The organism is Virgibacillus halodenitrificans JCM 12304 (genome assembly GCF_001310895.1).
GTDB classification, from domain to species: domain Bacteria; phylum Bacillota; class Bacilli; order Bacillales; family Amphibacillaceae; genus Virgibacillus_Q; species Virgibacillus_Q halodenitrificans.
In genome coordinates, this window is sequence record NZ_BAZS01000007.1 from 1 (window position 1) to 23111 (window position 23111).

Consider the following 23111-nt stretch of genomic DNA (forward strand, 5'->3'; position numbering starts at 1 on the left):
CCCCAAACAGCCATAAGTGATCCAATAGAGCCGTTCTAATAGACAGATCGCACACCCCGAGCAGCAATTATGTCCATTAGAGCCAATCTAATAGACAAACCGCGCACCCCAAGCAGCATATTTGTCCAATAGAGTCGTTCTAATAGACAGAACACGCTTCCCAAGCAGCATAAGTGTCCAATAGAGCCGTTCTAATAGACAGAACGGCCAGCCCAAGCAGCATAAGTGTCCAACAGAGTCGCCCTAATAGACAAACTTCCCATCCCCAAGCAGCAATTCTGCATAATAGAGGCCTTAAGATAAAAAGAAGAGTTTCATTGAGGCTCTCTAAGGGTATTATTTCCAAAACAGGAGAAATGATGGGAGAGAAAGCAGCATGAAAAAACAAAATTTTTTATTTATCCTACTTATAGGATTGGTGCTTCTTGCCGGATGCAGCGATTCGGCAGATCAAGCGGAAGAAAAAAACAAAGAAGCCCAAAACCATGAAAAAAAGGAGGAGAATCAAAAGCAGGATAAGAAATCACCATACATAGAAGCATATAAACCGATTCAACCGTCTAAAGAGGCTGTTGCACTTGAAAAAAATTACACAGAGGAAGAGCAAAAACTCATGCCTGCAAATGAGGCACATGGTGGAGAAAGAGAGAGAAGTGTACCACTTGGTCAAACATTGCAAAAAGGAAAAGAGGATAAAACGAATGGTCCATTGAAAGATCATCGACTCGTGGCGTTTTATGGGACACCTTTATCCGAAAATATGGGTATCCTTGGGGAGTATGGCCCAGAAGAAATGATGAAAAAGTTAAAGGAACACACAAAAGCATACTCTGAATTAGACCCAGAGCGTCCCGCTATACCGACAATCGAACTGATTGCTACGGTAGCAAATCGTGATCCGGGCCCGGATGGCTTATACGTTTCTCCGCCAAATGAAGAAGTAATTGAAGAATATGCAAAGCTTGCCAAAAAACATGGAGCTCTACTCCTGTTGGATATACAGCTCGGTCGCGCTACAGTCATGCAGGAAGTAAAGGCAATCGAAAAATATTTGAAATTGCCATATGTCCATCTTGCCATTGATACAGAATATAGTGTACAAGAGGGAGAAGTTCCAGGAGAGGATCTAGGGCAGGTAAATGGGGCAGATGTCCAAAAAGCTGTAGAATATGTTGATCAGCTTGTGGAGGAAAACCAGTTACCGGATAAATTAGTGCTTGTCCATCAATTTGGTAATGGCATTATTAAAAATAAAGAAAAGATTCATCCAACTGAACATGTCCAAGTACCACTTAATTATGATGGCTTTGGTGATGCAGCAATAAAATTAAGTGCATATGGAAAGCTGGTAAAAGACCAACCAATTCAGTACGGTGGCTTTAAAGTATTTAAGAAAAATGATAAGCCTGTATTAACACCAGAGCAAGTACTGCAATTAGACCCGGCTCCAGCAATTGTTAATTATCAATAAAAAATGAGATGGGGCTATTTGCTCCATCTCATTTTATTTATATTATCTAATAATATGGCGAAATCATGAAATATACAAGTACGCCTGTAAAGCTGACATATAGCCAAAGTGGCATCGTCCAACGAGCTATTTTTCGATGCTTCGGCACCTGCATATTTAATCCTCTGCTTAATGTAATTAATGCTAATGGCACAATGACTGCTGCTAACACAATATGTGTTATCAATACAAAGTAATACACATACATAAGTATGCCATCACCGCCATAGGTTGTTGACTCTGCCATAGAATGATATGTTAAGTAAGATATGAAAAACAAAAATGTGCTCACAAAAGCAGCAACAATAAATCGACGGTGTGCCTGAATATTTTTCTTTTTAATCATAACGAGAGCACCAATTAGGAACAGAAACGTGAAACTATTCAAAAAAGCATTAATACCTGGTAATACAGTCAGCTCCATCCCGAATATAGTTCCATCCTTACTTTTAGGCAACAGATTTGTTCCTAAAATAACAGCAACGATGGCGATGGATAAAATCCAAATTAGTGGTGTGTAATTTTTTTGTTTTATATCATTTGTTGTCATTAGATCTATGTCCCCTTCAACTCATATGCTTCATTATTAAGCATAATTGTTGTGGGGAAAAAGGGCAAGCAACAACTAACCATTTTACAAAGTGGCAAATTTCTATAATTATAGAAATTAGGAAATGAGGTGAAAACATGGGCAAGCTATTTGCACGTTTGTATGATCCTATCATGAAACCATTCGAAAAAATTAAATTTAACTCTATCCGAAGAGAGCTTCTGTCCCATGCGACAGGCCAAGTATTAGAGATTGGTTCGGGGACGGGAGTGAATTTTCCATATTATAAGCACGTAGATTGTGTGGATGCAATTGAACCAAATCAACAAATGATTCAACAAGCAAAGAAAAATATTGCTTCTACCAATAATGTGCCGATTACCATATATCAAGCAACGGCAGAGCAGCTTCCATTTGAGAGAAATGTATTTGATTCTGTTGTTTCTACATTAGTATTTTGTACAATTCCTGACCCATTACAAGCTTTGGAAGAAATAAGGCGTGTCAGCAAACCTGGAGCACCAATATTGTTTTTTGAACATGTGCGGATGAAGCAGCCCCTTCTTGCTCAAGCACAAGATATGTTAACACCTGCTTGGAAAAACATATGTGATGGATGTCATTTAAATAGGGATATCGTAAGTTTTCTAGGACAGGCAGGATTACAAGTGGAATGCATTAATCCGCATTATAAAGGGTTATTTTTAATGATTAAATGTACAAATCCAAAATAAATCTACTAAAATTAGTAATGACAGTAAAAGCTGGGAGGAATAATCATGCTTCTAATAAACGTGGATAGCCAAGAGGTTCAGTACCTATGTAAGAACGATCGTGAACTGGCTAAAGTTATTCAGTTGATCGGAGATATTCAAATTCAAACACGCAAAAATTATTATAGCTCACTTGTTCAATCTATTATTGGTCAGCTAATTTCCGTGAAAGCAGCAAACACCATTCGGCAACGTGTATTTAACGCATGTAATGGAGAAATTACGCCTGAAAAAATAGACAGGATGGATGATCAAACAATAAAAAAGTTAGGCTTTTCCAAACAAAAAATTGCCTCACTACGCGATTTAACTGAACGCGTGCAAAATGGAGAACTTCCTTTGGAGGAACTCGATTACCTCTCAGATAAAGAGATTATGAGTAGATTGACTGCCATTAGAGGAATTGGACCATGGACAGCCGAGATGTTTCTCATTTTCTCCATGCAACGAATGAACATACTCTCACTTGCCGATGTTGGGTTACAACGAGCTGCAAAATGGCTTTATGGAAATAACGAAACGGATGGCAAAAGTCTGCTCCTGGATAAATCCATCCAATGGCAGCCTTATCAAACCATTGCATCTTTTTATTTATGGCGCGTTATTGATGATGATCATATAAGGAAGGATAAAGAAGAAGTGATCCACCCAAAGATCGACTAATGTTTGATAAATGAAATAATATCTCTGTAAACTTCCTCAGGTCTTTCCTCAGTAACCAGATGACCAGTGTCTGGGTAACTAATTAGAGTGGCATGTGGCAAATCCTTTTCAAGCTGCATACCTACTCGAAGGGATACAACCTTATCTTCTTTCCCCCAAATTAAAAGGGTAGGCTGTTTTATTTGGTTTAAAGCTTCTTGATTAAGGTCGCCTTCCCGGTAGCGCAGTAACCGAATCAAAGCTTTATAAAAATTTTTCTCTTTAAGCGGAGCCCCATATGCGTCAATTAATTCTGGGGTGATATATTCCTGGTTATACAGTACATTTTTTAGTGTACTTGCAACACCTTGTTTTTGTACATGCCTTCTGGCAAACAGGTGAAAAAAAGGAAGGTAACTTACAAAAATCAGTCGCTTTTTAGCTCTTGGAAGATAGCCGGAACTTGCAAGTAATACTAATCTATCTATTTTTTCCGGATATTGTTTGGCGGTATAGAGCGCGATTTGTCCACCCATAGAGTGACCAGCAATGCTGATTTTTTTTATATCAAAGTAGTCCATACACTCTTTAATCAATTTGGCATAATTAGCATAAGAATAAATAAAGCTGGTAGATTTTTCGCTTTTACCAAAGCCAATTAAATCGATTGCAATAACAGAGAACTTTTCCTTTAATAAGGGCATTAGCTGATGAAACGTATATGTAGAGGAAACAAATCCATGAAGGAGCAGAATTGGTGGCTTATCATTAAGAACATATTCTGCGTAGGTTTCTCCACTTGGTAATTGGATATGCTTTTGTTTATAATTTTTTTCCTCCATGGGAGTGCCTCCTATTTAAGCTTGGTTACATTTTAGGTTACAAGCGTTAGCTCGTATATTTTTGTTGGAAATTTCTACCTATAATTATTGTACACGTGTTTCTGTCATTTAAAACTCTTTTGAGGAAAGAGGGAGAAATAGCTTCACTCCTCGTTTGTTGATCGGTAATAGCTTGCTGTCTGCAAGTAAGTGGCTAATATACCCAGCCATACAGGTCAAAAAGATTCCTTCCTTTCCAAGAGATACTTCGAGCTTGGAGGCAATAATTCCAAAGAAAATGAGTCCAAGTAATGAGTGTGTGTAACTTCGGTGTGCCACAAGGGAAGCAATTAATATGTATATCCCAAGCAGCATAAGCCACGTTTCCTGTAAAGTTGCGCCAGCTCCGAGAACACCAATTCCTGTCAACAGCAGCATGTGTTTTTGTTTGATGGATGAGGCGATACCAAGCAGGACAAGCCCAATACCAATACCTACATATTTCTCTGTATCTGTTCCTTCATAAAAGCTATATCCCATGATTAAAATTGCAATTAATTGGGCGATCGTACGAAATACATGATGGGAGAGTGTAATTTTACCTCGAAGCTTTCCATCAATATCCAAATCGGGAATTAATCCTGAGACTCCACCGATTCCTACCAGCCAAATCGTTGTTGTCGGGTCTGTCTGATACTTATTTGCGATAATAAATCCGGCTGCAGCTCCAATTGCTGCATGTGCTGTACCATTCACGTCATTATTTCCTTTCTATGTTTTTCTATACTTCTCCTATTCTACAACAAAATGTATGTTCTGTTTAGAGGAAGAACGCAGATAATTATACTGTGATAAATCTTTTGTTTATGGCACTATAATAGAAAGACAGGGTTTAGGAGGCAAAAACAATGAATGTTTGGTATGTAAGCTATGGCTCCAACATTTGTGAAGAACGATTTTTATGTTACATAAATGGAGACATACCTGAGGGATCAACGAAAAGAGAAAGAGGTTGTATCGATAAGACACCACCTATTGAAACTGGTAAAGCAGAGCTGCCATACTCTCTTTTCTTTGCTAAGGAACGTAGTAAGTGGGGAGAAGGCGGGGTTGCTTTTATCGACCAAGAACGTACAGAAGATCAGCCCACTTTCGGTAGGAAGTATCTTATAACAGCAGAGCAATTTTATGATGTAGTTGCACAGGAAAATAATATGCATACAGTAGAGATTGATTTGGAAAAAGTCATTAAAGAAGGAAGCTTAAGTATGGCGGACGGATGGTATGGTCAAATCGTTTATCTTGGAAAAGAAAATGGATATCCTATGTTTACTTTTACATTGAATTCAAAGGAGTCCCAGAACAAGACAACCTATAATAGACCATCAATAGCCTATCTTTCTATGATTATAAGAGGATTAAAAGAACTTGGAATGAGCAAGGAAGAAGTGATCAAATATTTAATGAATAAAAACGGAATTAAAGAATATTTCACAGAAGAAACATTGGAAGGTTACGTGGGATAAAGCCTATTAAATAAAGATAGTTTGACATGCATCCGTTAATGTGAACGGATGTTTTTTTGTATTGCAAATTATATGATAGAATTGTAGATACAGTTTGAATTTGAAGGAGACTTTTATGTATATAGTAAATTCTACGGTATCGGTTCCAGAAAATAAGGCCGAGGAAGTTATACAAATATATCGCGATCGTTCCAGAATGGTAGATAAAGCAGAAGGATTTTTATCTTTTCAATTACTGCAAAATCAAAAAAAGCCTTCTGAACTCACAGTACACTTGGAATGGGATACTAGAGAAAATTATTTAAAATGGGCAAGAAGCGACGAGTATAAACAAATTCATGAACTTGAGAAAAAATACCCTGATCAGGAACTTGCAGCTATTATTCCACGCGTAACTCAATATAAGGTTGTTGCTAAATAATGGATAAAGCAAGAAAGGATCAAATCGTTACAGAAGTAGTTAAACAAATTTATGATGCTTATCCTACTCTATGGGATAAATTTGGCGATAATGGGCACAAGCGAACAACGGAAGATAATTATCACCACTTAAATCATCTAGAAACAGCTTTTTATATGAATGACCAACAATTTTTTATGGATTATACAAAATGGTTGGAGCAGGTGCTAACAACTAGAAATGTAGGAACAGAATTAATTATAGACAATTATGAGCGATTAGTCTCTCAGATGAGAGAAGACGAAGAAGAAAAGATGTATAGTTCATATTTAAACAATGCTTTAACATTGCTTAAATAGATGAAGTAAAAGAAAGGGGGATTTAAAGGATGCATAAACACCCCGAAAAAATTGCGGAGTTTTTGTTAGCAGGCGATGAGCAAGGCACGATAACGTATATTACCGATTATTTAGAAGCAAATAAACAGCTTTCCTTATATGAGGATTTTTTAACTCCAGCAATGTATATAATAGGTAAACGATGGGAGAAAAATGAAATATCCGTTGCCGATGAGCATTTAGCTACCGCAACTTGTGATTTCGTTATTTCCATGATGGAAAATCATAATAATGATGCTTCCAATCCCCTTCACACAAAAGTAATGTTATTTGCAGTGGAAGAGGAAGAACACTATATTGGACTTAAAATGGCAGCAAATGTATTTAAAGAAAATGGTTGGGAAGTGCGTTATTTGGGACCGAACCTCCCGTTGGAACATGCAATCACAGCAGTAAATACGTGGCAACCAACTGTAATCGGCTTGTCTGCTGCGTTGTCATATCGATTACCTAAATTAACAGAGACTGTCCAAAGATTGTCACTGGTCGATAACAAACCATTTATAGTCCTTGGCGGCCGAATGGCAGATAAATTTCCAATACCGAATGAATTAGCAAACCAAGTGTTTTCTATGAATAATTTACATGCCTTACAAAATTGGTTGAATGTTATGGAAAAAGGAGGGAGGTTTATTGATGCAAGAAGTGGATAGTGTTATTCCTGTACCTATTTTTAAGGTAGACAAAAACCTGGAAATCCTTGGGTGTACGAGAGAAGCGACAGAGTGGTTTGGCCAGCCACAGACGCTTCTACAAATTATAGATGAAGGAAGTCATGAAAAAATTTTGCAAATGCTTCATCCTTCCAAGGTGAAAAATACATTTGAAGTAAATATTGTAGACAAATTTGGGGAATTATTATTGGTAGATTGCTATGCTGGCTGGCAGGGAGAGCTTCATGCAGAATTACTCTTTCTAAAAAAGGATCCAACAATAACTAGAGTGAGTACAAGTTTAAACAAGCTTCAATCCAGATTGCAAGCAACAGATATGGAATTGCTTCAAGAAAAGGAGAAAGCAGAGGAAGTTCTGAAAGAAAACAATCGATTATCTGCACCATTTATTGAAGTAACGAATGAATTGGCACTCATTCCCATATTCGGTGAGATCGATACGGAGAAAAGTGAGATTATAAGTGAATTAATTATTCAAAATGCCTATGACGCCATTGCTACAAAGCTAATTATTGACTTCACTGCGATTGGTAGAATAGATAGAGATGGCCTAAAGGGTTTTAATAAATTATTTCGTTCATTGGAGATGCTCGGAAAGCAGGTAACCGTTACCGGTGTCGGGCCGCGTCATGCTAAAACATTTCATGAATTAGGTGTACCGATGGATATTCATTTTTTACCATCACTTCAAAAGGCAATCACAAAGCTTACGAAATAACCTTTTGAATTGAATAAGTTATTTTAGGGATTAGCAAAGGGACCAACTTTGCATTTTTTTACGCTATTTTATTTGCTAATTACGTTTAACAAAGCTAGTTAGCGGAAATTAGTAGAGTACTGTAAAAAATGTTTAGGAGGTCAAATATGAGTAAAAGTAAACAGGGAGGCATCAACAAGAGATTGATAGATTACCGAATTTTCCTTCCTTCGTTACTTATAATCATTGGAATTTGTATTCCATTTGCAATGAACGAAAAAGAATCATTAGAAGTGATGAATGGAGTCTTTGACTCCATTGTAGACAATTTTAAATGGGGGTATATTTGGTATACTATCGTTCTTGTAGTTGCTGGACTATATTTATCATTTTCCAAATATGGGAATGTGGTCCTTGGTGATCCAATGGAAAAGCCAAGATTTACGATGTTTGAATATGCTTCTATCCTAATTGCTATGGGGCTTGGCTCTACAATTATGCGAACAGCTTTAGTACAATGGGCAGCCGTGGCGAATGACCCGCCGTTTGGAGTTGACCCTGGTTCTACGCAGGCCTTAATGTGGGGGAACACATATGGGATGTTCATGTGGAGTTTTCAAGTATTTGCTATATTCGTTATGGCCGCACCAGCAATGGCATATGTTTTACATGTGCGTAAGCGACCGTTTATGCGTATTTCTGAGGCATGCAGAGTAATATTTGGTGACAAATTTACCGACGGAATCGGTGGCAAGATTTTAGATATTATTTTTCTTGTAAGTATTCTATCAGGTGCTGCAGTAACGCTCGGTTTAGGCACACCAATAATTACGTATAATGTTGCTGAGTTATTTAACATAGAAGTTAATTTTATCCTTACTTTAATTGTAACTTTAATATGGGTATTTCTATTTTCTATTAGTGCATATTTAGGAATTGAGCGAGGGATCAAGAAATTAAGTACAGCTAATATGTATTTAGCAGGTGCATTTGCTTTATTCGTAGTGCTTATTGGACCAGGAGTATTTATTCTTGATTACTTTACAGATACGATAGGTTTCCTCGCATCAAATTATTTTGACCTGGCGTTATATACGAATTCATTAGACTTAAATGGAAGCACCCATATTGAAAGTCATTTAATTTTCTGGTTTGCTTATAGTGCAACATGGGCTATGCTTCACAGTGTTTTCGCTGCGAAAATCTCAAGAGGTAGAACGATTAAGGAAATGATCCTTACTTATTTGCTTGCACCAACATTGATATCATGGGTAGCAACTGGTGTGCTTGGAGGCCTTGGGGTTCAACGTTATCTGACAGGTGAAGTGGATGTTTTAAACATTGTAAGTGATGACAAAATGGCTGCCATTCCGGCAATTTTGTCTTCCTTGCCAATGCCAACCATTGCAATGGTTGTATTTATCATTATTGCAACAATCTTTTTAACTACGACACTTGACTCAACTACCTACACAATTGCTTCCTATACAGGTACTGAGAATATGAGTAAAGCAGAGCCATCTAAAACGTTGCGTATTATTGTTGCAGCAGTTATTACTGTACTGGCATTATTGCTTATGCGAATTGGTGGGCTGCCACCACTAGAGGTACTATCAGGAATTATGGGGATACCTATTATTGCCATTCAGTTCTTGACAATCTATGCAGCTAAGAAAATGATGGATCAGGATAAAGCGTGGTTAAACAATGTAAGGGAAAAAGATAAACCTGAAAATACAAGAAAAAAAGCGTAGCCTTGAATAGGCTGCGCTTTTTTTGTGCTTTGAATGATTCGGAATATGGATGAACGCCGAAGTAACTTGGTAGTACTTTAAGCGGCCGTTTCGGAGAATACCGTATAGTGAACAAAATATAGCTAGTTTGCGAATATTTCCGTCGGATTATCTCGCTCTGCAGCTGATTAATTTGCTCTCCGGCGGATTACCTTGCTCTGTTATTAATTGTTCTCACTCTAATTCGCAATTTCCTCCTGCTATAAAATATAAATCTGTACCAGATAGTGTTCGTCGCCCAGCATTCGCAATTGCAACTTTTTTAGATTAATCATTTTTCCCGACAATACTCCATATTCTTGATGCAAGCTCTCTTGCCTCAGCTTCATCTGAGGTGCCACTAAAGGCGGCTGTAAACGAACGAGTAATCGTTTCAATCAAATAAGTCCTTGGTTGGTCACTTTTTATTTCCTCAATAAGAAATTGCGCATACTCATGTCCGCTCTGATTTCTTTCAGCAGGTAGCTTCTCGCAAAAACCTTCAAGCTGTGAAATAACATCCTCTGTTGAATATTCTTTTCGGGTGAGATTATTTTTTAACAATATATATATTTCATCATTAAGAAATTTATCCTTTGTCTCTATCATATCCGGAATGATTGAATCAAGCCTGCGAATAACGAACTGTACAAGTGCTTGAAGGTCACCGACATCTTTTGCAGTTGCTGCCCAAACATGAATAACATGCTGCATCATTCCAAGCATTAAAGCAGCTAGGTCCATCGTATATGGCGCAGTTTCTTTTCCGTAAACATCCACAAGTCTTTCCGTAAGCCAGAATAATTCATCTAAATGGCTTTTTTTAACGTATTCCCGAAGTTCCTGGTCTCCAGAATGAAATATTTCTTCAAAAAGCAAAAACAGATTTTGCTCCCGGTTCATTTGCATGCGAATAGCAACTTGCTTTGCAAGAACTTCTTTATCAGAGATATCTTTCCCGATCAGAAATTCTCTACGTTTAACAAATGTCTCCTCGTTAACGTATTCCAAAATCGCCATCAGACAAGCATTTTTGGAAGGGAAATAATTATAAAATGTACCTTTGGAAATGTTGGAAGTAGCTAGAATATCTTGAACAGAAGTATTACTAAAGCCTTTTTCAATAAAAAGACGTTGTGCTGTAAATATTACTTGTCGCTTGCGATCATTCATTTAATCACCTTTTGTACTTATAGTATACTCTTATATTACATCACAAGCCTTGTCTTATCAATGTTTGAAAAAAATACATAAATAAACCTTGATATTTTTATACAACAGGTATAGAATATTAAAGTATTGAACTGAGAGTATATATTTTATACAAAGTGTATGAAATGGAGGGAATATTAATGGAAGCAGATATAAAAAAAATGCATCAAAATCCACCATATGGCATGATCATCATTATGTTTATAGGTGCGTTTGTTGCATTACTAAATAATACATTATTAAATGTAGCCATACCGACGATTATGGAAGAATTTGAAGTATCTCCATCTACCGTTCAATGGATCACTACTGGTTACATGTTAGTAAATGGTATATTAATTCCGGCAAGTGCTTTTTTTATCCAAAGGTTTACGAACAGAAAATTATTCCTAACTGCTATGATGCTATTTTCTTTAGGAACAGCATTAGCTATGCTATCACCGACTTTCGGTGTTCTTGTATTTGCCCGCATGGTGCAGGCATCAGGTTCAGCTATCATGATGCCACTTTTAATGAATGTAATGCTTACTGCGTTTCCAGTTGAGAAGCGAGGCACGGCAATGGGATTCTTTGGTTTGGCAATGATTACAGCACCTGCCATAGGCCCAACATTGTCCGGCTATGTTGTGGAACATCATGATTGGCGAGTGCTTTTTGGTATTGTGTTGCCTTTCGCGATATTTACATTGATTTATGCTTTTAATTAAACTAAAAAACATAACACCAAATAAAGAAGTAAGGTTAAATGTACCTTCCTTAATTTTATCCAGTATTGGATTTGGTGGAATCCTGTACGGTTTCAGTACGGCTGGAGACAAGGGTTGGGATGCGGTAGAAGTGTATGGTACGATTCTCGTGGGAGCAATTGCACTAACAGCATTTGTTATTAGGCAGCTACGTGTCGATGAACCAATGCTGGAGTTTCGGATTTATAGACATCCGATGTTTGCATTAGCTTCAGTAATTTCTGTTGTTTTATCCATGGCGATGTTTTCCGGGATGATTCTAACACCATTATATGTTCAAACGATTAGAGGTATTTCTCCTTTTGAGTCTGGTTTACTGATGTTGCCAGGTGCAATTGTAATGGGAATTATGTCACCAATTACTGGTCGTTTATTTGATAAGTTTGGTGCCAGGATTTTAGCAATCATTGGATTAACAATTACAGTTATCACTACGTACCAGCTTAGCAAGATCACATTTGATACAGGTTATTACACGTTGATGGTTATTTATACAGTACGTATGTTAGGAATTTCTATGGTGATGATGCCTGTCATGACAAACGGTTTAAATCAGCTGCCGATGCATGAAAATCCACATGGAACAGCGATGAATAGTACGCTTCAGCAAATTTCCGGAGCAATTGGCTCTGCACTGCTTTTAACAGTTATGGATAAACGTACGGAATCAGCAGGTGAGGAATTATATAAAGAGGCAATGGGGTCTGGAAATGTGCCACAATCTCCAGATGCTTTAGCCCAATTTAAAATGGAGCTCGGTAGTCAGGCAATGTTGGATGGCATCCAATTTACATTCTTTATATCCACCTTAATTGCGATTGTTGCATTGATTCTGGCCTTTTTCATTAAACGGGTAACACCGCCAAAATCAACCGAAGTTACTGTTGAAACAGTAGAAGAATAAAATAAAAGTAAAATATAAAAAGCAAATGGTCCAAGTAAAAATGGATCATTTGCTTTTTGTAATAAAATAAATGAAAGTAGTTGTATCTCAAACCGGAAACAGATGAAACTTTTTATTCAAAAAAGGTTTTATTGGCATAGATCGTTTCATGAATTAGAAGATACTTCCTGCATTTTCCTTTCATGTTCTAATCAACTTACAGCAGGTTTTTCGATGCTTGCTGTTCACAAATTGACGATTATGGCTGTGGAAAAGAATTAATTAAAGTAGCCAGTAAGTTTCTATCTATTTGTTCTAGAGAATTTTAAGAGAGCATAAACTGTATTATTAATTGTAAAAAGGTGGTGGGGCATCATGAATGAAACAGTTTATTTGGACATAAAGGGAATGCATTGTGTCAATTGCCCAATTAAGGTGGAAAAATCAGTATCTAAAATGAACGGGATTATTGAAATCGATGTTAATTGGAAGAGTGAGCAGGGTTGCGTCACTTATGACAGGAATCTGGTTTCTATATCCGAAATTACCGAACGTATTGGAAAAATGGGCTTTACTGCACAAGAGGTAAATACAATTAAACGATAATGAATTTGGAAAGCGGACAGTACCAGCTACTGTTCGCTTTTTATTTTCCTAGTTACCGAAACACAATTAGCACCATCTTCCAATTTTCCCTCATGAATTGGCCGAGCTATGAATAAGCATATACAGAGAATGTCATAATCGACATTTTAATAAACAGGCATCAAGACAGTAGGAGGAGAACCATATGGTAGAAGCAATTCTAAAACTATTTACAAGTGAGCAAAAAGCAACAGCTATGTTGGCAAATCCCATGATTGAATTCATTTTTATGGTCTTGTTTGTGACCTTTATTATTGCATTAATTATCCATATTACACTATATCAACGATTAAAAAACCTTCGAAATCACATCAAAACGACAAATCGACTGGACGTCGAACCACTTCAAACGATGCAAGACCAATTTCAGAAAAAACAAGCGAAAGAATCTGTTAAAGTGGAGACATTTATTCAAGAAAAGTTTTCTGATTGGCGGATGTATCATATACCAGTTATTAGCCTCATCAAAATAATTCAAATGACTGTTTCTATTTTCATTTTAATTGGTGTACTTGGTACGTTTATTGGTCTTACTTTTTCACTAGGGAGTATTGATGGCACAGGTGATCAGCTAGTGGAAAATGTGGCAGGTGTTCTCGGTGGCATTGATGTTGCTTTTTATACAAGTATTGTCGGGATGGGCTTATCTTTAATTATGACAATTCTGGTTAAAGTTCTAAACACGGAATATATGCTGACAGACATCATGTTAAAAACGGAATCGATTCTGGAGGGAGAGGAACAACACGGACTAAACCGCCTTATCGACGTGTCTGAGGACATTAACCAGTCTATCATTCACCTTCAAAAAATCAATCAACAATCTCTTCAGAATATGGAAGCAGCTTTCTCCGGTTTTCAGGAATATACGACAGGCTTACAACAATCTGCGAAAGATCTGGCTTCATTTAATGAAGGACTCTCACAAAATTTGGAGGAATTTAACCAATTATTTCATTCGATGAAAGAAGTAACAAACGGATTTAGTGAAGGCACTGCTAAACTAAATAAAAATTTTGATTCGCTATTTTCTCATTTTAAAAAGATGGATGGACGCAATGAGCGAATGACAATTGCCTTTGAACAAACATATGAAAAGGTAAAACAAGTTGCCGAAACGCAGTTGGAAACACTAACACAGTTTGATGCATCAGTCGTAGACTTAAAAGATTTTACAGCATCTATGTTGCAGGGCCAGGAAACAATAAAACATACATTTGAAAAGATTCATCAGCACAGCAATGATTTAGTTAAAAAGATGGAAGCACATAACAAAGAATTTAAGCAAGTGTTTGGTTCTGATTTAACTTCTAAGCTTGGGGGAATTGTGTCATATTTGAGCGAGCTTTCACGTGAATTTGATCAACTAGGCGACTCTATAACAAAGCTTCCACATGCGCTTGAAGTAATTGAACGAACACAAAATGAGCATCGCCATTTGCTTTCTGATCGTTTTGAGGAGTTAAAGGAATTTAACCGTGTATTTAGTAACCATCTTCATGCACATACGAAGGAATCATCCGCATTTGAGAAACAGCTTCAGCAGGCAACAACTTCCTATGAACAAGTAGGAATAAAAAACAACCAGCTTATTCAGGAAATAAAATCAACCATTTCTCAAATGAATCAAGGCTTTCAACAGCGTGAGAATCAGTTGGAATCCAGTGTGAGTATTTTAAAAGACACACTTGCTAATTATGTCGCAAATCTTGAAGGATCTCTTGGAGACAGACTGGATCAGGTTGCCAGAGGATTTGGAGAATATATGCGAGGTACAAATGATGTGGTAAAAAGAGAGATGAAAGAATGGCAACGTATTTCTGAAGATACACAGCAGAATAATATGCGGGCATTTCAAAGGATGATGGAGGAACTGGGAAGAGAAATTCATACATTAAATCAGCAGTTGAACACATTCGATCAGCAGGCTAGAAGACAGATTAACAGTATAGGAATGAGCCGTAATGAATACTAAATATCAACGGTTATTCAAACAAGAACAAAATGAGGGGCATTTTTGGCCATCGTTCACGGACTTGCTTACAACCATTCTGCTTTGTTTCATGCTTATATTTATTTGTATGATGATTATAAAATCCTTACAAATTGAGGAAATGAAGCGGACAATTGACCAGATTATGGGAGTGAGGGCAAAACTGGTAAATGAAATGAAGGCTGAGTTTAGTGATTCTTCCCTTGGCGTTGAAGTAGATGATAAAACAGGTGCCATTATCTTTAATACAGAGATATTATTTTCCTATAACGAATCAGAATTAAAACCGGCCTCGTTTGAATTTCTGGATGAATTTGTTCCTAAATACTTGGATATTCTTCTGAAAAGCGGTTATGAGGAATATGTAGCAGAAATCATTATTGAAGGTCATACAGACAGGGATGGCAGCTATTTATATAATCTGGAGCTTGCTCAGGAACGGGCATATAGTGTAGCTGAATACATTTTAAGTGACAGCTTTCCATATAAAAATATTCAGAAGCACCTGAAGGAGAAGTTAACAGTAAATAGTAAATCCTTTTCTGACTATCGTACAAATGAACAAGGGGAGTATAGCCCGGAAGAATCTCGCCGTGTAGAATTTAAGTTCAGACTTAAGGATGAAGAAATTTTAAATAAAACACGAGAGATTTTAGGTGAATAAAACCCTCTTTCAACTTGCCATGCGATCGGACATCCATATTACGATTAACAGGGAACCTAAAGTTATTTGGTCATAAAAGGAAAATAGTCTGCTTAAGAGAATTACTCAGCCATTTTTACCATAAACTCATAATCTATCTCCTCTCTTTCTTTTCATTTCTATGTTACTATTGTAGATAATTTATAATGTGAACAGGGGTGCAAGCAATTTGCGTTTGCGATTTATTTTTTGTTTATTTTCTAGCATCATTATTGGAGGACTATTAGGGTGTAGTCCATCCCAGGAAGAAACCTCCGAAATTAAAGCGGAAGAAAGGGAAACAAATATGAAAGCTCAAGAGAAACTACAACCGAAACGTATTGCTGATGTATTTCTTGATGGTGATTATGAACAGATATATACACATTTAAGCAAACCGTTTCAAAATGAGATATCGTTAAAGCAATTTAAAAAAACAGGTAAAAATTTCAATCATGGGGTAGAAGCTTATTATTTGTTATCTGAGCTGCCATTAACGGAGGATACTGTTCAGTATGTTTGGGCAGATAAGCAGGAAACAAAAGGTATGGTAGCTGTGGTTGATAAGGAACAAGTAATAACAGGTATGCGAATCTTGCCTTTGGAAACCTTCCAAGAAACGGATAACAAGTACACGAAAACGGTCTTTCAGCAGCCGTTCGAAGGAGATTGGTTTGTCTTTTGGGGTGGAACAAACAAGCTGGTAAATTACCATTATGAATATAAAAACCAACGGTATGCTTATGATCTAATCAAAATGATTGATAACCAATCTTATAAAGGGGACTCTTCCAAAAATGAAAGTTACTATGCCTTTGGGGAAAATGTTTTTGCGCCTGCCGATGGCAATGTTGTAGAGGTCGAAAATGCTATAAAGGATAACGATCCGGTTGGCAGTATGAATGCAGCTGACCCAGCAGGGAACTATGTCATCATTGATCATGGGCATGAGGAGTTCAGTTTTCTTGCTCATTTCAAAAAAGGATCTGTTAAAGTGAAACCGGGAGATCATGTTCAAGCAGGAGAATTACTTGGACAGGTTGGTAATTCAGGAAACTCCAGTGAACCTCATATTCATTTCCATGTGGGTGATTTACCTGACTTAGAAAAAGGAAAATCAATTCGTATACAATTGGAAAACGAAGAAGATTGGATGCAGGGAGATACAGTTTATGGAATAGGTAAGTAGAGTCCTCTCACTTACCTTTGCCGTCCACTAAATAAGCTCCTTTATCTTAAAAGGCAGTTGCTCAGTTATGGTAAATCAAAATAAGTGACTATAAGAGCTGATAATCCATTCAGATTATTTATAGAGTTACTTCAAATATGGAAGTGTCTGGTCAATTACCTGCTGCAACTTGGATGCTTGTTGTGCGTACATATCTTTCGCTTCCTGATTTTGAGTTTCAATAGCATAGCTCTCCAATTCAGCTTGAAGCTTTTTAAGGTTTGCTGCCAATAAAGGTTTTGATCTCACTGTGTTTTGTTTCGATTGTTCCTTAAACATATCGATAAATAGGCTGCCAGTCGAGTCTACCTGTGCTAGAAATACATCTTCGATTCGAAAAGCTCCTTGTTTTTCCATTTCACCCATTAACCATTCTTCTGTATAACCTAATGTATGGAGATTTTTAGATAAAACATGCCCATCTGCGACAAGAAGCGTTGGGGCATGTTCTTTTTCCAGTTTCATCCCTAACATAAAAGGTGTGATTGGTTCTTGTTCTGTTTTCTTCATGACACTTAACTCTCCATTTGTTTCTAACACTGCCATTTCTACATCTGCCACTTTAAAAACACTTTTCTCTCGTAATAGCATCATTAATTCATCAATTGCTAACTGATTTTTTTTCATACTATTTTCTAGAATCTCTCCATTTTTAATAACAATCGCTGGTTTTCCATCGGTTATATGTAAGAATGATCTGGATTTTAATCCAATCACCGCCAATAGAATTGGGAATAGCCCCCAAATTAATAAAGAAATTAAACCGTTAGCTATTTTTACATTCTGATCCACAGACATAGTTGCAGCAATGGAGCCAATTGTTATTCCAACACAATAATCAAAAAAGGTTAGTTGGGAAAGCTGCTTTTTACCCATAATTCGAGTCATTAGTAATAATAATAGAAAGGCCCAGACAGAACGAATTAAGATTACTACTAACTCTGGCATGTAAAACTCCTCCAATCAATAGATGCTTTTCCTATTATTGGGCAAGATAGGAATAACCATACGTCAAAACAGAAGGTGGAAAATAAATTGGTTAAAAGAATTTATCTTGCAGTTCTTATTCTTATAATTTTATCAGGTTGTTCACAGATTACAGGTAAGGAAGTATTACTCAACAATATAAAAACGCTTGAAGTGGCTTTGGACCAAAAGGATTGGGAGTTAGCTGAGGAACATACAGATGAACTACAACGGCTTTATAAGGGTAACAGATGGAAAATTCAGTTACTGGGTGATGAAGGTGAATATGAGAAACTATACGAAGGGATTCAGAGATTAAAGGTGACAATAAGGGAAGAAGCGAATCCGGAATCTAAAATAGAACTTGCAACAGTGAAATCGCTTATTAAAGATATTTATTCTCTTTAATGGGGGTGGTAGCAAAGGAAGGCGGGTAATAACTTGCGCGCAACGGAGGGATAGAATGAAATTTGGATGCCATTTATCCATAAAAGATGGCTATGCAGGGGCTGCAAAAATAGCTGAAGCATACGGAGCCTCAGCTTTTCAATATTTTCCTAAGAATCCGCGAAGCTTGTCTATCAAAGAATTTAACCAGGATGATGCACTGTTATGCCGAAAGCTTTGCCAAGAGAATGGACTGGAATCTGTAGCACATGCACCATACCCAACTACACTTACACCACGTGATGCAAAGAGAAGAGCACAGGTTATTTCCTCTGTGTTGAATGACCTTGAAATTGCTGAAGCTTGTGGTAGCAAGGGAGTAGTTGTCCATTTTGGTAAGCAAATTCATGTTAATAATCCGGTTGCTAGCTACCATTTAATGATCGATACATTAAATGAAATATTGAGCGTATGGAATGGAAGGGGTAGGATTTTGCTCGAGAATAGTGCAGGATTACCTGGAGGAATGGGAACGACGTTAGAAGAGCTGGCAATGATTCGGAAGCTCAGTGATTATCCGGAAAAAATAGGTTTTTGCTTAGATACCTGCCATGCTTTTGCGAGCGGCCTTTGGACGGGTGACAATTGGAAAGCTGTCATGGATAATGCAATAAAACTTCATTTTTTTGACAAGCTGGAAGTTATTCACTTTAACAATTCTAAGTACGACACAGGCTATGGAAAAGATCGTCATGCTAATATTTTTTCTGGAGGATTTATTAATGAGAATCAGTTTGAAGATTTGATTCAAACTCCCCATTTAAAAGGAGTGCCGTTTATCCTGGAAACACCTAAAGAGACGATTTCACATAAAGAAGAATTACAGCTACTCCAAGAGAAGTGGGGTACTAATAGGAACGCTAAATGATGTGTCTACTAACAATCAAAAAGCCTGGGACTTTTACCCAGGCTGAAGAGTATTTACATTTATGCAACTTTCTTGCATTCCTCTGCACATTTAAGGCAAGCTTCTGCACATGCTTGACAGTGATCGTGGTCATGTTTTTTGCATTCATTCCCACAGGCTTCACATATTTTTGCGCAAACAGATGCCAACTCAGATACAAAAGGAGTTCCTCTTGAAATTGCCTGTTCCAAATAACCGCAAATATCTGCACACTCTCGATCCAACCGAATACAATCTGCCATCATTTTAATATCGTTCTCTTGTAAGCAAGCATTGTAGCAATGATTACAAGCCTCCATACATTCATGTAAAACGTTTAATAATTGTTGATGCTGTTCATGAGACATTTTAACAACCTCCTGAATTATGATTTAGTTTTTAAATTACCCAAAACTCCTGGGGTTAAACGGAAATTTATAAATTCCATAGAATCTGCATACTTTTGTAATATACAATCTTTTGATTGTAGCTATTGATAAATAGAGTAGTATATTTAATTAAAGTACTTTTGGGAAAATAGATTTTGATATTTTTTACTAAAATAAAGTCTACTTTCTCAGAGTAGAACGTATCAGTTTAATGATTATTGAATACGAATGAAGGAATCATCCATGGGAAGCTTGGGGGAAAATGTTACATGGGAAATTTGGAGATCCTCAGAAGGAAATATTGCTTGCATTAGAGAAGTAACGTAAAAGGATGTAAGAATAAAAGGGAAGGAGAATATAAATGGAAACATGGTATGGAGCAGCAGGTATATGTATAAATGAGAATAGTGAGTTACTTATGGTTCAACAAGGGAAACCAGAAGAAGAGAAAACCTGGTCTGTACCTTCAGGAGAAGCAGAGGATGGAGAAACCTTTCAGATTTGCTGCAGTAGAGAATTGGCAGAAGAGACAGGATATATCGTAGAGATTGGAAAGAAAATAAGTGTAAAAAGAAAATGCTACGAGGCTATTCAAGTAAAAGCAGAAGTACATTACTATTTGGTCAAGATTATTGGAGGTAACCGAAATATACAGGATTCGGACGGCCTTATCTATGATATTGCGTGGATAAATTTAGAAAGACTAAAAGCACTCAAGCTATCTTACCCCGAAGATAGACCATTTTTACTTCGAATGCTTCGAAGTGCTTTATAACTTATCTATATAATAACGTGGTGTACCATAGTATTTAACCTGTCTGTACTGTGGAAACGCAGAGTTGTAAGAAATGAAAATTGGAGCATTAATCAGGAATGGATGATAAGAGTAAAAGGGAAGATCACCATATATCATTCCTTGCAGTGCAGTATTCATCTCTCTGTTGAAGATTTCAAAGCGTTTTGCCGATGTTGCTTCGATTACCTGACTCCCATCCACATCTACAGTTCCAGCTAAATACATACACATGGATGGATCATTTCTCCATTCTGCTAAAACTTCATCTTTTTGTGCCGGATTAATTGCTTCGTAATTATAAACATAACCAATATCCAAAAATAGTTGTCCAGTCGTATCTGAATGAGTCAGCGTGTATTTTCGATTTGAAACTGGTTGGTTAAAATCAGCAGGCGGAATATAACGAACACTTAATTTTTTTAGATTTATGGTAGACATTTTTTACCTCCTGAAAAGTAGGATAGTATCATTCTATGTTTCGCTTTCTATAAGGGTGTGGAAATAAGAACAAAAAGTGTATAGCAAACAACTTTTGTATCTTGACTGAAAATTATATATTGACAAATAATAAAGAGATAACATACAATAATGATTGATTGATCAATCATTTAATGGGAGTGGAAATCTTGGCAAAACCTAAATCAAATCAAAAAGAGGAACAAATCTTCCAAGCGGCTTTAAAGCTTTTTTCTGAAAATGGTTTTTCTAAAACAACTATTAAGGAAATTGCACAAGAAGCAGACGTAAGTTTTGGTACCGTTTTTACATATTTTGATACAAAAGAATCTTTATTTTATGCCTGTGTGGCTAGACCGGTAGAGGAAGTGAAGGAACGATTTTTACTACCTCGCGAATTTTTGGAAGAATTGACAGTTGATTCCTTAACCAAAATGGTGGCTGAACACCTCCACTATTTCTGGGAGCAAGAAAGCTATATACGGCTAATCCAGTATGTTATTGGGCAACCACAACGTTTCTCAGAAATGAAGTTATTAGATGAATTTGCTGAGGAATTTATTCTATTTATAGAAGAGGTGGTGCTTGCAGGAATGAAGAAAGGTTTCCTTCCAGAGAGTAATCCAACTGAAGTTGGGTACGGATACTTGGCATTTCTAAACGGAGCCCGTTTAACCTATACAAATAAAGCAAATGTGAGGTTAACGAATGCTTTAGAAAAGCAAGCGCTTCGTTTATTTGGAATTAATTGACGGGAGGAATAAAGGGATGAACAAGTTTCATCAACTCCACAGAACCATTAAAATACGCTTACTACTTCAGTTTGCAATAAATGTGACTACGATGACCATCTTGCCCTTTATTGCAATTTATTTTAGTAACCTGGTAGGCGCCGCGATCACAGGGGTTTTAGTCATTCTTGTATTACTTTCAGGTATTGCTGGGGGGTTATTAGGAGGGTATTGGTCTGATAAAATGGGTCGAAAAAATTAATGGTTAAGGCTGAGTGTGGTATTGGTTTCACTTTTCTTTTAATTGCAACAGTTAATTCTTCTTGGGCGGTTATGCCTTATATCAGTTTTCTTTTATTTATGGTAAATATGTTTTGCAATGGAATCTATGTACCAGTTTCCAGCTCAATGATTTACGATATTGTAGAAAAGAAGGAACGCGGTTTTGTTTTTACTGCTCTGTACTGGGCGTCTAATTTGGCTACAGCAATTGGAAGTATAACGGGCGCATTTTTATTTGAGAGATATCATTTTTATTTATTTATTGTGGTTGGAATGATTTCCTTCGCTTCTGCAGGCATAACTTATCTGTTTATAGCTGAAACATACTTCCCAAAGAAAGTGAATACTTCTTCTCTTTCCATATATGCTAATTATACAGCTGTTTTCAAGGATAAGTTATATATGGTTTTTTTAATTTCAAGTCTATGTGTCTTTTCATTAGAAGCTCATTTAACCAATTACATTGCAATTTATTTGGAGAGTAACGTTCATACTCAAAAATTATTCGGTCTTCTTGATGTGGATGGGATGAGAATGATTGGGATCTTGCAGGCGGAAAACACTTTGCTTGTGGTACTTGCAGTGGGGTTAGTTGCTTGGTTAGCAAATAAGAAGTCTGATAATAGTATGTTACTTGGCGGGATGTTCCTATACGTAATCAGTTATTCATTATTAAGTTACACGACGATGCCTATGTTATTAATTATCTGTATGCTATTTGTTTCTATTGGTGAGCTAATGTTTATACCGGTACGCCAAAGTGTCTTGGCTGATATGACAAAAGAATCAAATCGAAGTTCCTATTTGGCACTTGATAGCTTCTCAGGGCAGGGGACTATGATCATCGGAGGAGCAGCTGTTACATTGGGAGCAGTTCTACCTTCTTATATAATGAGTGTGCTATTTTTTCTTATAGGAATTACAAGTGTGCTACTGATGAAGATTGTGGTAAATAATAAAGAAGCTCATGCTTCAGGAAAATCAAAAACTTTAGTTTAGTTACAGC

The 23111-nt window shown here is 36.8% G+C and carries 26 protein-coding genes and 1 pseudogene; 20 read left to right on the plus strand and 7 right to left on the minus strand.

The features are described from left to right. The first annotated feature begins 376 nt into the window (after positions 1-376). Positions 377-1471 carry a hypothetical protein gene (locus JCM12304_RS05620; protein ID WP_060678970.1) on the plus strand — a complete coding sequence of 365 codons (1095 nt, stop codon included), beginning with the start codon at positions 377-379 and terminating at the stop codon, positions 1469-1471. A gap of 46 nt (positions 1472-1517) precedes the next feature. Here the strand turns inward: JCM12304_RS05620 and JCM12304_RS05625 are convergent, their stop codons facing one another. Then, positions 1518-2060 (minus strand): DUF420 domain-containing protein, encoded by a 543-nt coding sequence (locus JCM12304_RS05625; protein WP_060678972.1) that lies wholly within the window; start codon positions 2058-2060, stop codon positions 1518-1520. Positions 2061-2197: 137 nt separating this feature from the next. On the opposite strand from JCM12304_RS05625, the gene JCM12304_RS05630 reads away from it, so the two are divergent. Further along, the gene (locus JCM12304_RS05630; RefSeq protein WP_060678974.1) at positions 2198-2794 is read left to right on the plus strand and encodes a class I SAM-dependent methyltransferase; all 597 of its coding nucleotides are present in this window, start codon (positions 2198-2200) and stop codon (positions 2792-2794) included. Positions 2795-2839: 45 nt separating this feature from the next. Continuing rightward, complete coding sequence (locus JCM12304_RS05635) at positions 2840-3496, plus strand: DNA-3-methyladenine glycosylase family protein (protein WP_060678976.1); 657 nt, start codon at positions 2840-2842, stop codon at positions 3494-3496. On the opposite strand, the gene JCM12304_RS05640 is transcribed toward JCM12304_RS05635, so the two are convergent. Continuing rightward, positions 3493-4317, minus strand: coding sequence for an alpha/beta fold hydrolase (locus JCM12304_RS05640; RefSeq protein ID WP_060678977.1), 825 nt, complete (start codon positions 4315-4317; stop codon positions 3493-3495). The genes JCM12304_RS05635 and JCM12304_RS05640 overlap by 4 nt on opposite strands. A gap of 108 nt (positions 4318-4425) precedes the next feature. Further along, positions 4426-5052: a metal-dependent hydrolase gene (locus JCM12304_RS05645; protein ID WP_060678979.1), complete on the minus strand. Its 627-nt coding sequence runs from the start codon at positions 5050-5052 to the stop codon at positions 4426-4428. A 152-nt stretch (positions 5053-5204) separates the two neighbouring features. Here JCM12304_RS05645 and JCM12304_RS05650 point away from each other — a divergent pair, with 152 nt between their 5' ends. The 6 genes from JCM12304_RS05650 to JCM12304_RS05675 all read left to right on the plus strand — a co-directional run bounded on the left by JCM12304_RS05650 (position 5205) and on the right by JCM12304_RS05675 (position 9745). Beyond that, the gene (locus JCM12304_RS05650; protein ID WP_060678981.1) at positions 5205-5822 is read left to right on the plus strand and encodes a hypothetical protein; all 618 of its coding nucleotides are present in this window, start codon (positions 5205-5207) and stop codon (positions 5820-5822) included. Positions 5823-5937: 115 nt separating this feature from the next. Further along, the gene (locus JCM12304_RS05655; protein ID WP_060678984.1) at positions 5938-6243 is read left to right on the plus strand and encodes an antibiotic biosynthesis monooxygenase family protein; all 306 of its coding nucleotides are present in this window, start codon (positions 5938-5940) and stop codon (positions 6241-6243) included. Continuing rightward, positions 6243-6581, plus strand: coding sequence for a hypothetical protein (locus JCM12304_RS05660; protein WP_060678985.1), 339 nt, complete (start codon positions 6243-6245; stop codon positions 6579-6581). The genes JCM12304_RS05655 and JCM12304_RS05660 overlap by 1 nt, the downstream gene beginning before the upstream one ends. Positions 6582-6610: 29 nt before the next feature. Then, complete coding sequence (locus tag JCM12304_RS05665; protein WP_060678987.1) at positions 6611-7273, plus strand: cobalamin B12-binding domain-containing protein; 663 nt, start codon at positions 6611-6613, stop codon at positions 7271-7273. Next, the gene (locus JCM12304_RS05670) at positions 7257-8012 is read left to right on the plus strand and encodes an STAS domain-containing protein (protein ID WP_060678989.1); all 756 of its coding nucleotides are present in this window, start codon (positions 7257-7259) and stop codon (positions 8010-8012) included. The genes JCM12304_RS05665 and JCM12304_RS05670 overlap by 17 nt, the downstream gene beginning before the upstream one ends. Before the next feature lie 146 nt (positions 8013-8158). Further along, on the plus strand, positions 8159-9745 hold the full coding sequence (locus tag JCM12304_RS05675; RefSeq protein WP_060678991.1) for a BCCT family transporter: 1587 nt from the start codon (positions 8159-8161) through the stop codon (positions 9743-9745). A 306-nt stretch (positions 9746-10051) separates the two neighbouring features. On the opposite strand, the gene JCM12304_RS05680 is transcribed toward JCM12304_RS05675, so the two are convergent. After that, positions 10052-10936, minus strand: coding sequence for a TetR/AcrR family transcriptional regulator (locus JCM12304_RS05680; protein ID WP_019377313.1), 885 nt, complete (start codon positions 10934-10936; stop codon positions 10052-10054). A 179-nt stretch (positions 10937-11115) separates the two neighbouring features. Between JCM12304_RS05680 and JCM12304_RS05685 the strand changes: the two are divergent. The 5 genes and pseudogenes from JCM12304_RS05685 to JCM12304_RS05705 all read left to right on the plus strand — a co-directional run bounded on the left by JCM12304_RS05685 (position 11116) and on the right by JCM12304_RS05705 (position 17113). Further along, a pseudogene (locus JCM12304_RS05685) lies at positions 11116-12625 on the plus strand (DHA2 family efflux MFS transporter permease subunit). Between the two features lie 354 nt (positions 12626-12979). After that, positions 12980-13210 carry a cation transporter gene (locus JCM12304_RS05690; protein WP_019377311.1) on the plus strand — a complete coding sequence of 77 codons (231 nt, stop codon included), beginning with the start codon at positions 12980-12982 and terminating at the stop codon, positions 13208-13210. A 184-nt stretch (positions 13211-13394) separates the two neighbouring features. Further along, positions 13395-15224 carry a MotA/TolQ/ExbB proton channel family protein gene (locus JCM12304_RS05695; RefSeq protein ID WP_060678993.1) on the plus strand — a complete coding sequence of 610 codons (1830 nt, stop codon included), beginning with the start codon at positions 13395-13397 and terminating at the stop codon, positions 15222-15224. Beyond that, complete coding sequence (locus JCM12304_RS05700) at positions 15214-15906, plus strand: OmpA family protein (RefSeq protein WP_060678994.1); 693 nt, start codon at positions 15214-15216, stop codon at positions 15904-15906. Before JCM12304_RS05695 ends, JCM12304_RS05700 begins: the two co-directional genes overlap by 11 nt. Positions 15907-16114: 208 nt before the next feature. After that, a complete protein-coding gene (locus tag JCM12304_RS05705) occupies positions 16115-17113 on the plus strand; it encodes a M23 family metallopeptidase (RefSeq protein ID WP_060678996.1) in 999 nt (332 codons plus the stop codon). Positions 17114-17239: 126 nt separating this feature from the next. Here JCM12304_RS05705 and JCM12304_RS05710 read toward each other — a convergent pair whose 3' ends face one another. Then, positions 17240-18100, minus strand: coding sequence for a DUF421 domain-containing protein (locus tag JCM12304_RS05710; RefSeq protein ID WP_060678998.1), 861 nt, complete (start codon positions 18098-18100; stop codon positions 17240-17242). Between the two features lie 87 nt (positions 18101-18187). Between JCM12304_RS05710 and JCM12304_RS05715 the strand changes: the two genes are divergently transcribed. Together JCM12304_RS05715 and JCM12304_RS05720 are read left to right on the plus strand one after the other, a co-directional pair. Beyond that, complete coding sequence (locus tag JCM12304_RS05715) at positions 18188-18526, plus strand: DUF4363 family protein (RefSeq protein ID WP_060679000.1); 339 nt, start codon at positions 18188-18190, stop codon at positions 18524-18526. 55 nt (positions 18527-18581) lie between these two features. Further along, positions 18582-19433 (plus strand): deoxyribonuclease IV, encoded by an 852-nt coding sequence (locus JCM12304_RS05720; RefSeq protein WP_060679002.1) that lies wholly within the window; start codon positions 18582-18584, stop codon positions 19431-19433. A gap of 59 nt (positions 19434-19492) precedes the next feature. Here JCM12304_RS05720 and JCM12304_RS05725 read toward each other — a convergent pair whose 3' ends face one another. Beyond that, positions 19493-19819, minus strand: coding sequence for a four-helix bundle copper-binding protein (locus JCM12304_RS05725; RefSeq protein WP_060679004.1), 327 nt, complete (start codon positions 19817-19819; stop codon positions 19493-19495). A gap of 382 nt (positions 19820-20201) precedes the next feature. On the opposite strand from JCM12304_RS05725, the gene JCM12304_RS05730 reads away from it, so the two are divergent. Further along, the gene (locus tag JCM12304_RS05730; protein ID WP_019377303.1) at positions 20202-20615 is read left to right on the plus strand and encodes an NUDIX hydrolase; all 414 of its coding nucleotides are present in this window, start codon (positions 20202-20204) and stop codon (positions 20613-20615) included. Here the strand turns inward: JCM12304_RS05730 and JCM12304_RS05735 are convergent. Beyond that, a complete protein-coding gene (locus JCM12304_RS05735; RefSeq protein ID WP_060679006.1) occupies positions 20610-21074 on the minus strand; it encodes a staygreen family protein in 465 nt (154 codons plus the stop codon). The genes JCM12304_RS05730 and JCM12304_RS05735 overlap by 6 nt on opposite strands. Positions 21075-21262: 188 nt before the next feature. Between JCM12304_RS05735 and JCM12304_RS05740 the strand changes: the two genes are divergently transcribed. The 3 genes from JCM12304_RS05740 to JCM12304_RS05745 are packed head-to-tail and all read left to right on the plus strand — an operon-like array spanning position 21263 to position 23104. Beyond that, positions 21263-21844 (plus strand): TetR/AcrR family transcriptional regulator, encoded by a 582-nt coding sequence (locus JCM12304_RS05740; protein ID WP_060679007.1) that lies wholly within the window; start codon positions 21263-21265, stop codon positions 21842-21844. 16 nt (positions 21845-21860) lie between these two features. After that, the gene (locus JCM12304_RS19945; RefSeq protein WP_256200768.1) at positions 21861-22085 is read left to right on the plus strand and encodes a hypothetical protein; all 225 of its coding nucleotides are present in this window, start codon (positions 21861-21863) and stop codon (positions 22083-22085) included. Continuing rightward, the gene (locus tag JCM12304_RS05745; RefSeq protein WP_256200769.1) at positions 22085-23104 is read left to right on the plus strand and encodes an MFS transporter; all 1020 of its coding nucleotides are present in this window, start codon (positions 22085-22087) and stop codon (positions 23102-23104) included. Before JCM12304_RS19945 ends, JCM12304_RS05745 begins: the two co-directional genes overlap by 1 nt. Positions 23105-23111 lie beyond the last annotated feature (7 nt).

Coding starts and splice junctions, on each gene's coding strand:
- JCM12304_RS05620 (WP_060678970.1), top strand. CDS start 377: ATGAAAAAACAAAATTTTTTATTTATCCTACTTATAGGATTGGTGCTT.
- JCM12304_RS05660 (WP_060678985.1), top strand. CDS start 6,243: ATGGATAAAGCAAGAAAGGATCAAATCGTTACAGAAGTAGTTAAACAA.
- JCM12304_RS05630 (WP_060678974.1), top strand. CDS start 2,198: ATGGGCAAGCTATTTGCACGTTTGTATGATCCTATCATGAAACCATTC.
- JCM12304_RS05700 (WP_060678994.1), top strand. CDS start 15,214: ATGAATACTAAATATCAACGGTTATTCAAACAAGAACAAAATGAGGGG.
- JCM12304_RS05690 (WP_019377311.1), top strand. CDS start 12,980: ATGAATGAAACAGTTTATTTGGACATAAAGGGAATGCATTGTGTCAAT.
- JCM12304_RS05640 (WP_060678977.1), bottom strand. CDS start 4,317: ATGGAGGAAAAAAATTATAAACAAAAGCATATCCAATTACCAAGTGGA.
- JCM12304_RS05735 (WP_060679006.1), bottom strand. CDS start 21,074: ATGTCTACCATAAATCTAAAAAAATTAAGTGTTCGTTATATTCCGCCT.
- JCM12304_RS05730 (WP_019377303.1), top strand. CDS start 20,202: ATGGAAACATGGTATGGAGCAGCAGGTATATGTATAAATGAGAATAGT.
- JCM12304_RS05675 (WP_060678991.1), top strand. CDS start 8,159: ATGAGTAAAAGTAAACAGGGAGGCATCAACAAGAGATTGATAGATTAC.
- JCM12304_RS05650 (WP_060678981.1), top strand. CDS start 5,205: ATGAATGTTTGGTATGTAAGCTATGGCTCCAACATTTGTGAAGAACGA.
- JCM12304_RS05625 (WP_060678972.1), bottom strand. CDS start 2,060: ATGACAACAAATGATATAAAACAAAAAAATTACACACCACTAATTTGG.
- JCM12304_RS19945 (WP_256200768.1), top strand. CDS start 21,861: ATGAACAAGTTTCATCAACTCCACAGAACCATTAAAATACGCTTACTA.
- JCM12304_RS05695 (WP_060678993.1), top strand. CDS start 13,395: ATGGTAGAAGCAATTCTAAAACTATTTACAAGTGAGCAAAAAGCAACA.
- JCM12304_RS05665 (WP_060678987.1), top strand. CDS start 6,611: ATGCATAAACACCCCGAAAAAATTGCGGAGTTTTTGTTAGCAGGCGAT.
- JCM12304_RS05745 (WP_256200769.1), top strand. CDS start 22,085: ATGGTTAAGGCTGAGTGTGGTATTGGTTTCACTTTTCTTTTAATTGCA.
- JCM12304_RS05720 (WP_060679002.1), top strand. CDS start 18,582: ATGAAATTTGGATGCCATTTATCCATAAAAGATGGCTATGCAGGGGCT.
- JCM12304_RS05725 (WP_060679004.1), bottom strand. CDS start 19,819: ATGTCTCATGAACAGCATCAACAATTATTAAACGTTTTACATGAATGT.
- JCM12304_RS05635 (WP_060678976.1), top strand. CDS start 2,840: ATGCTTCTAATAAACGTGGATAGCCAAGAGGTTCAGTACCTATGTAAG.
- JCM12304_RS05655 (WP_060678984.1), top strand. CDS start 5,938: ATGTATATAGTAAATTCTACGGTATCGGTTCCAGAAAATAAGGCCGAG.
- JCM12304_RS05710 (WP_060678998.1), bottom strand. CDS start 18,100: ATGCCAGAGTTAGTAGTAATCTTAATTCGTTCTGTCTGGGCCTTTCTA.
- JCM12304_RS05670 (WP_060678989.1), top strand. CDS start 7,257: ATGCAAGAAGTGGATAGTGTTATTCCTGTACCTATTTTTAAGGTAGAC.
- JCM12304_RS05680 (WP_019377313.1), bottom strand. CDS start 10,936: ATGAATGATCGCAAGCGACAAGTAATATTTACAGCACAACGTCTTTTT.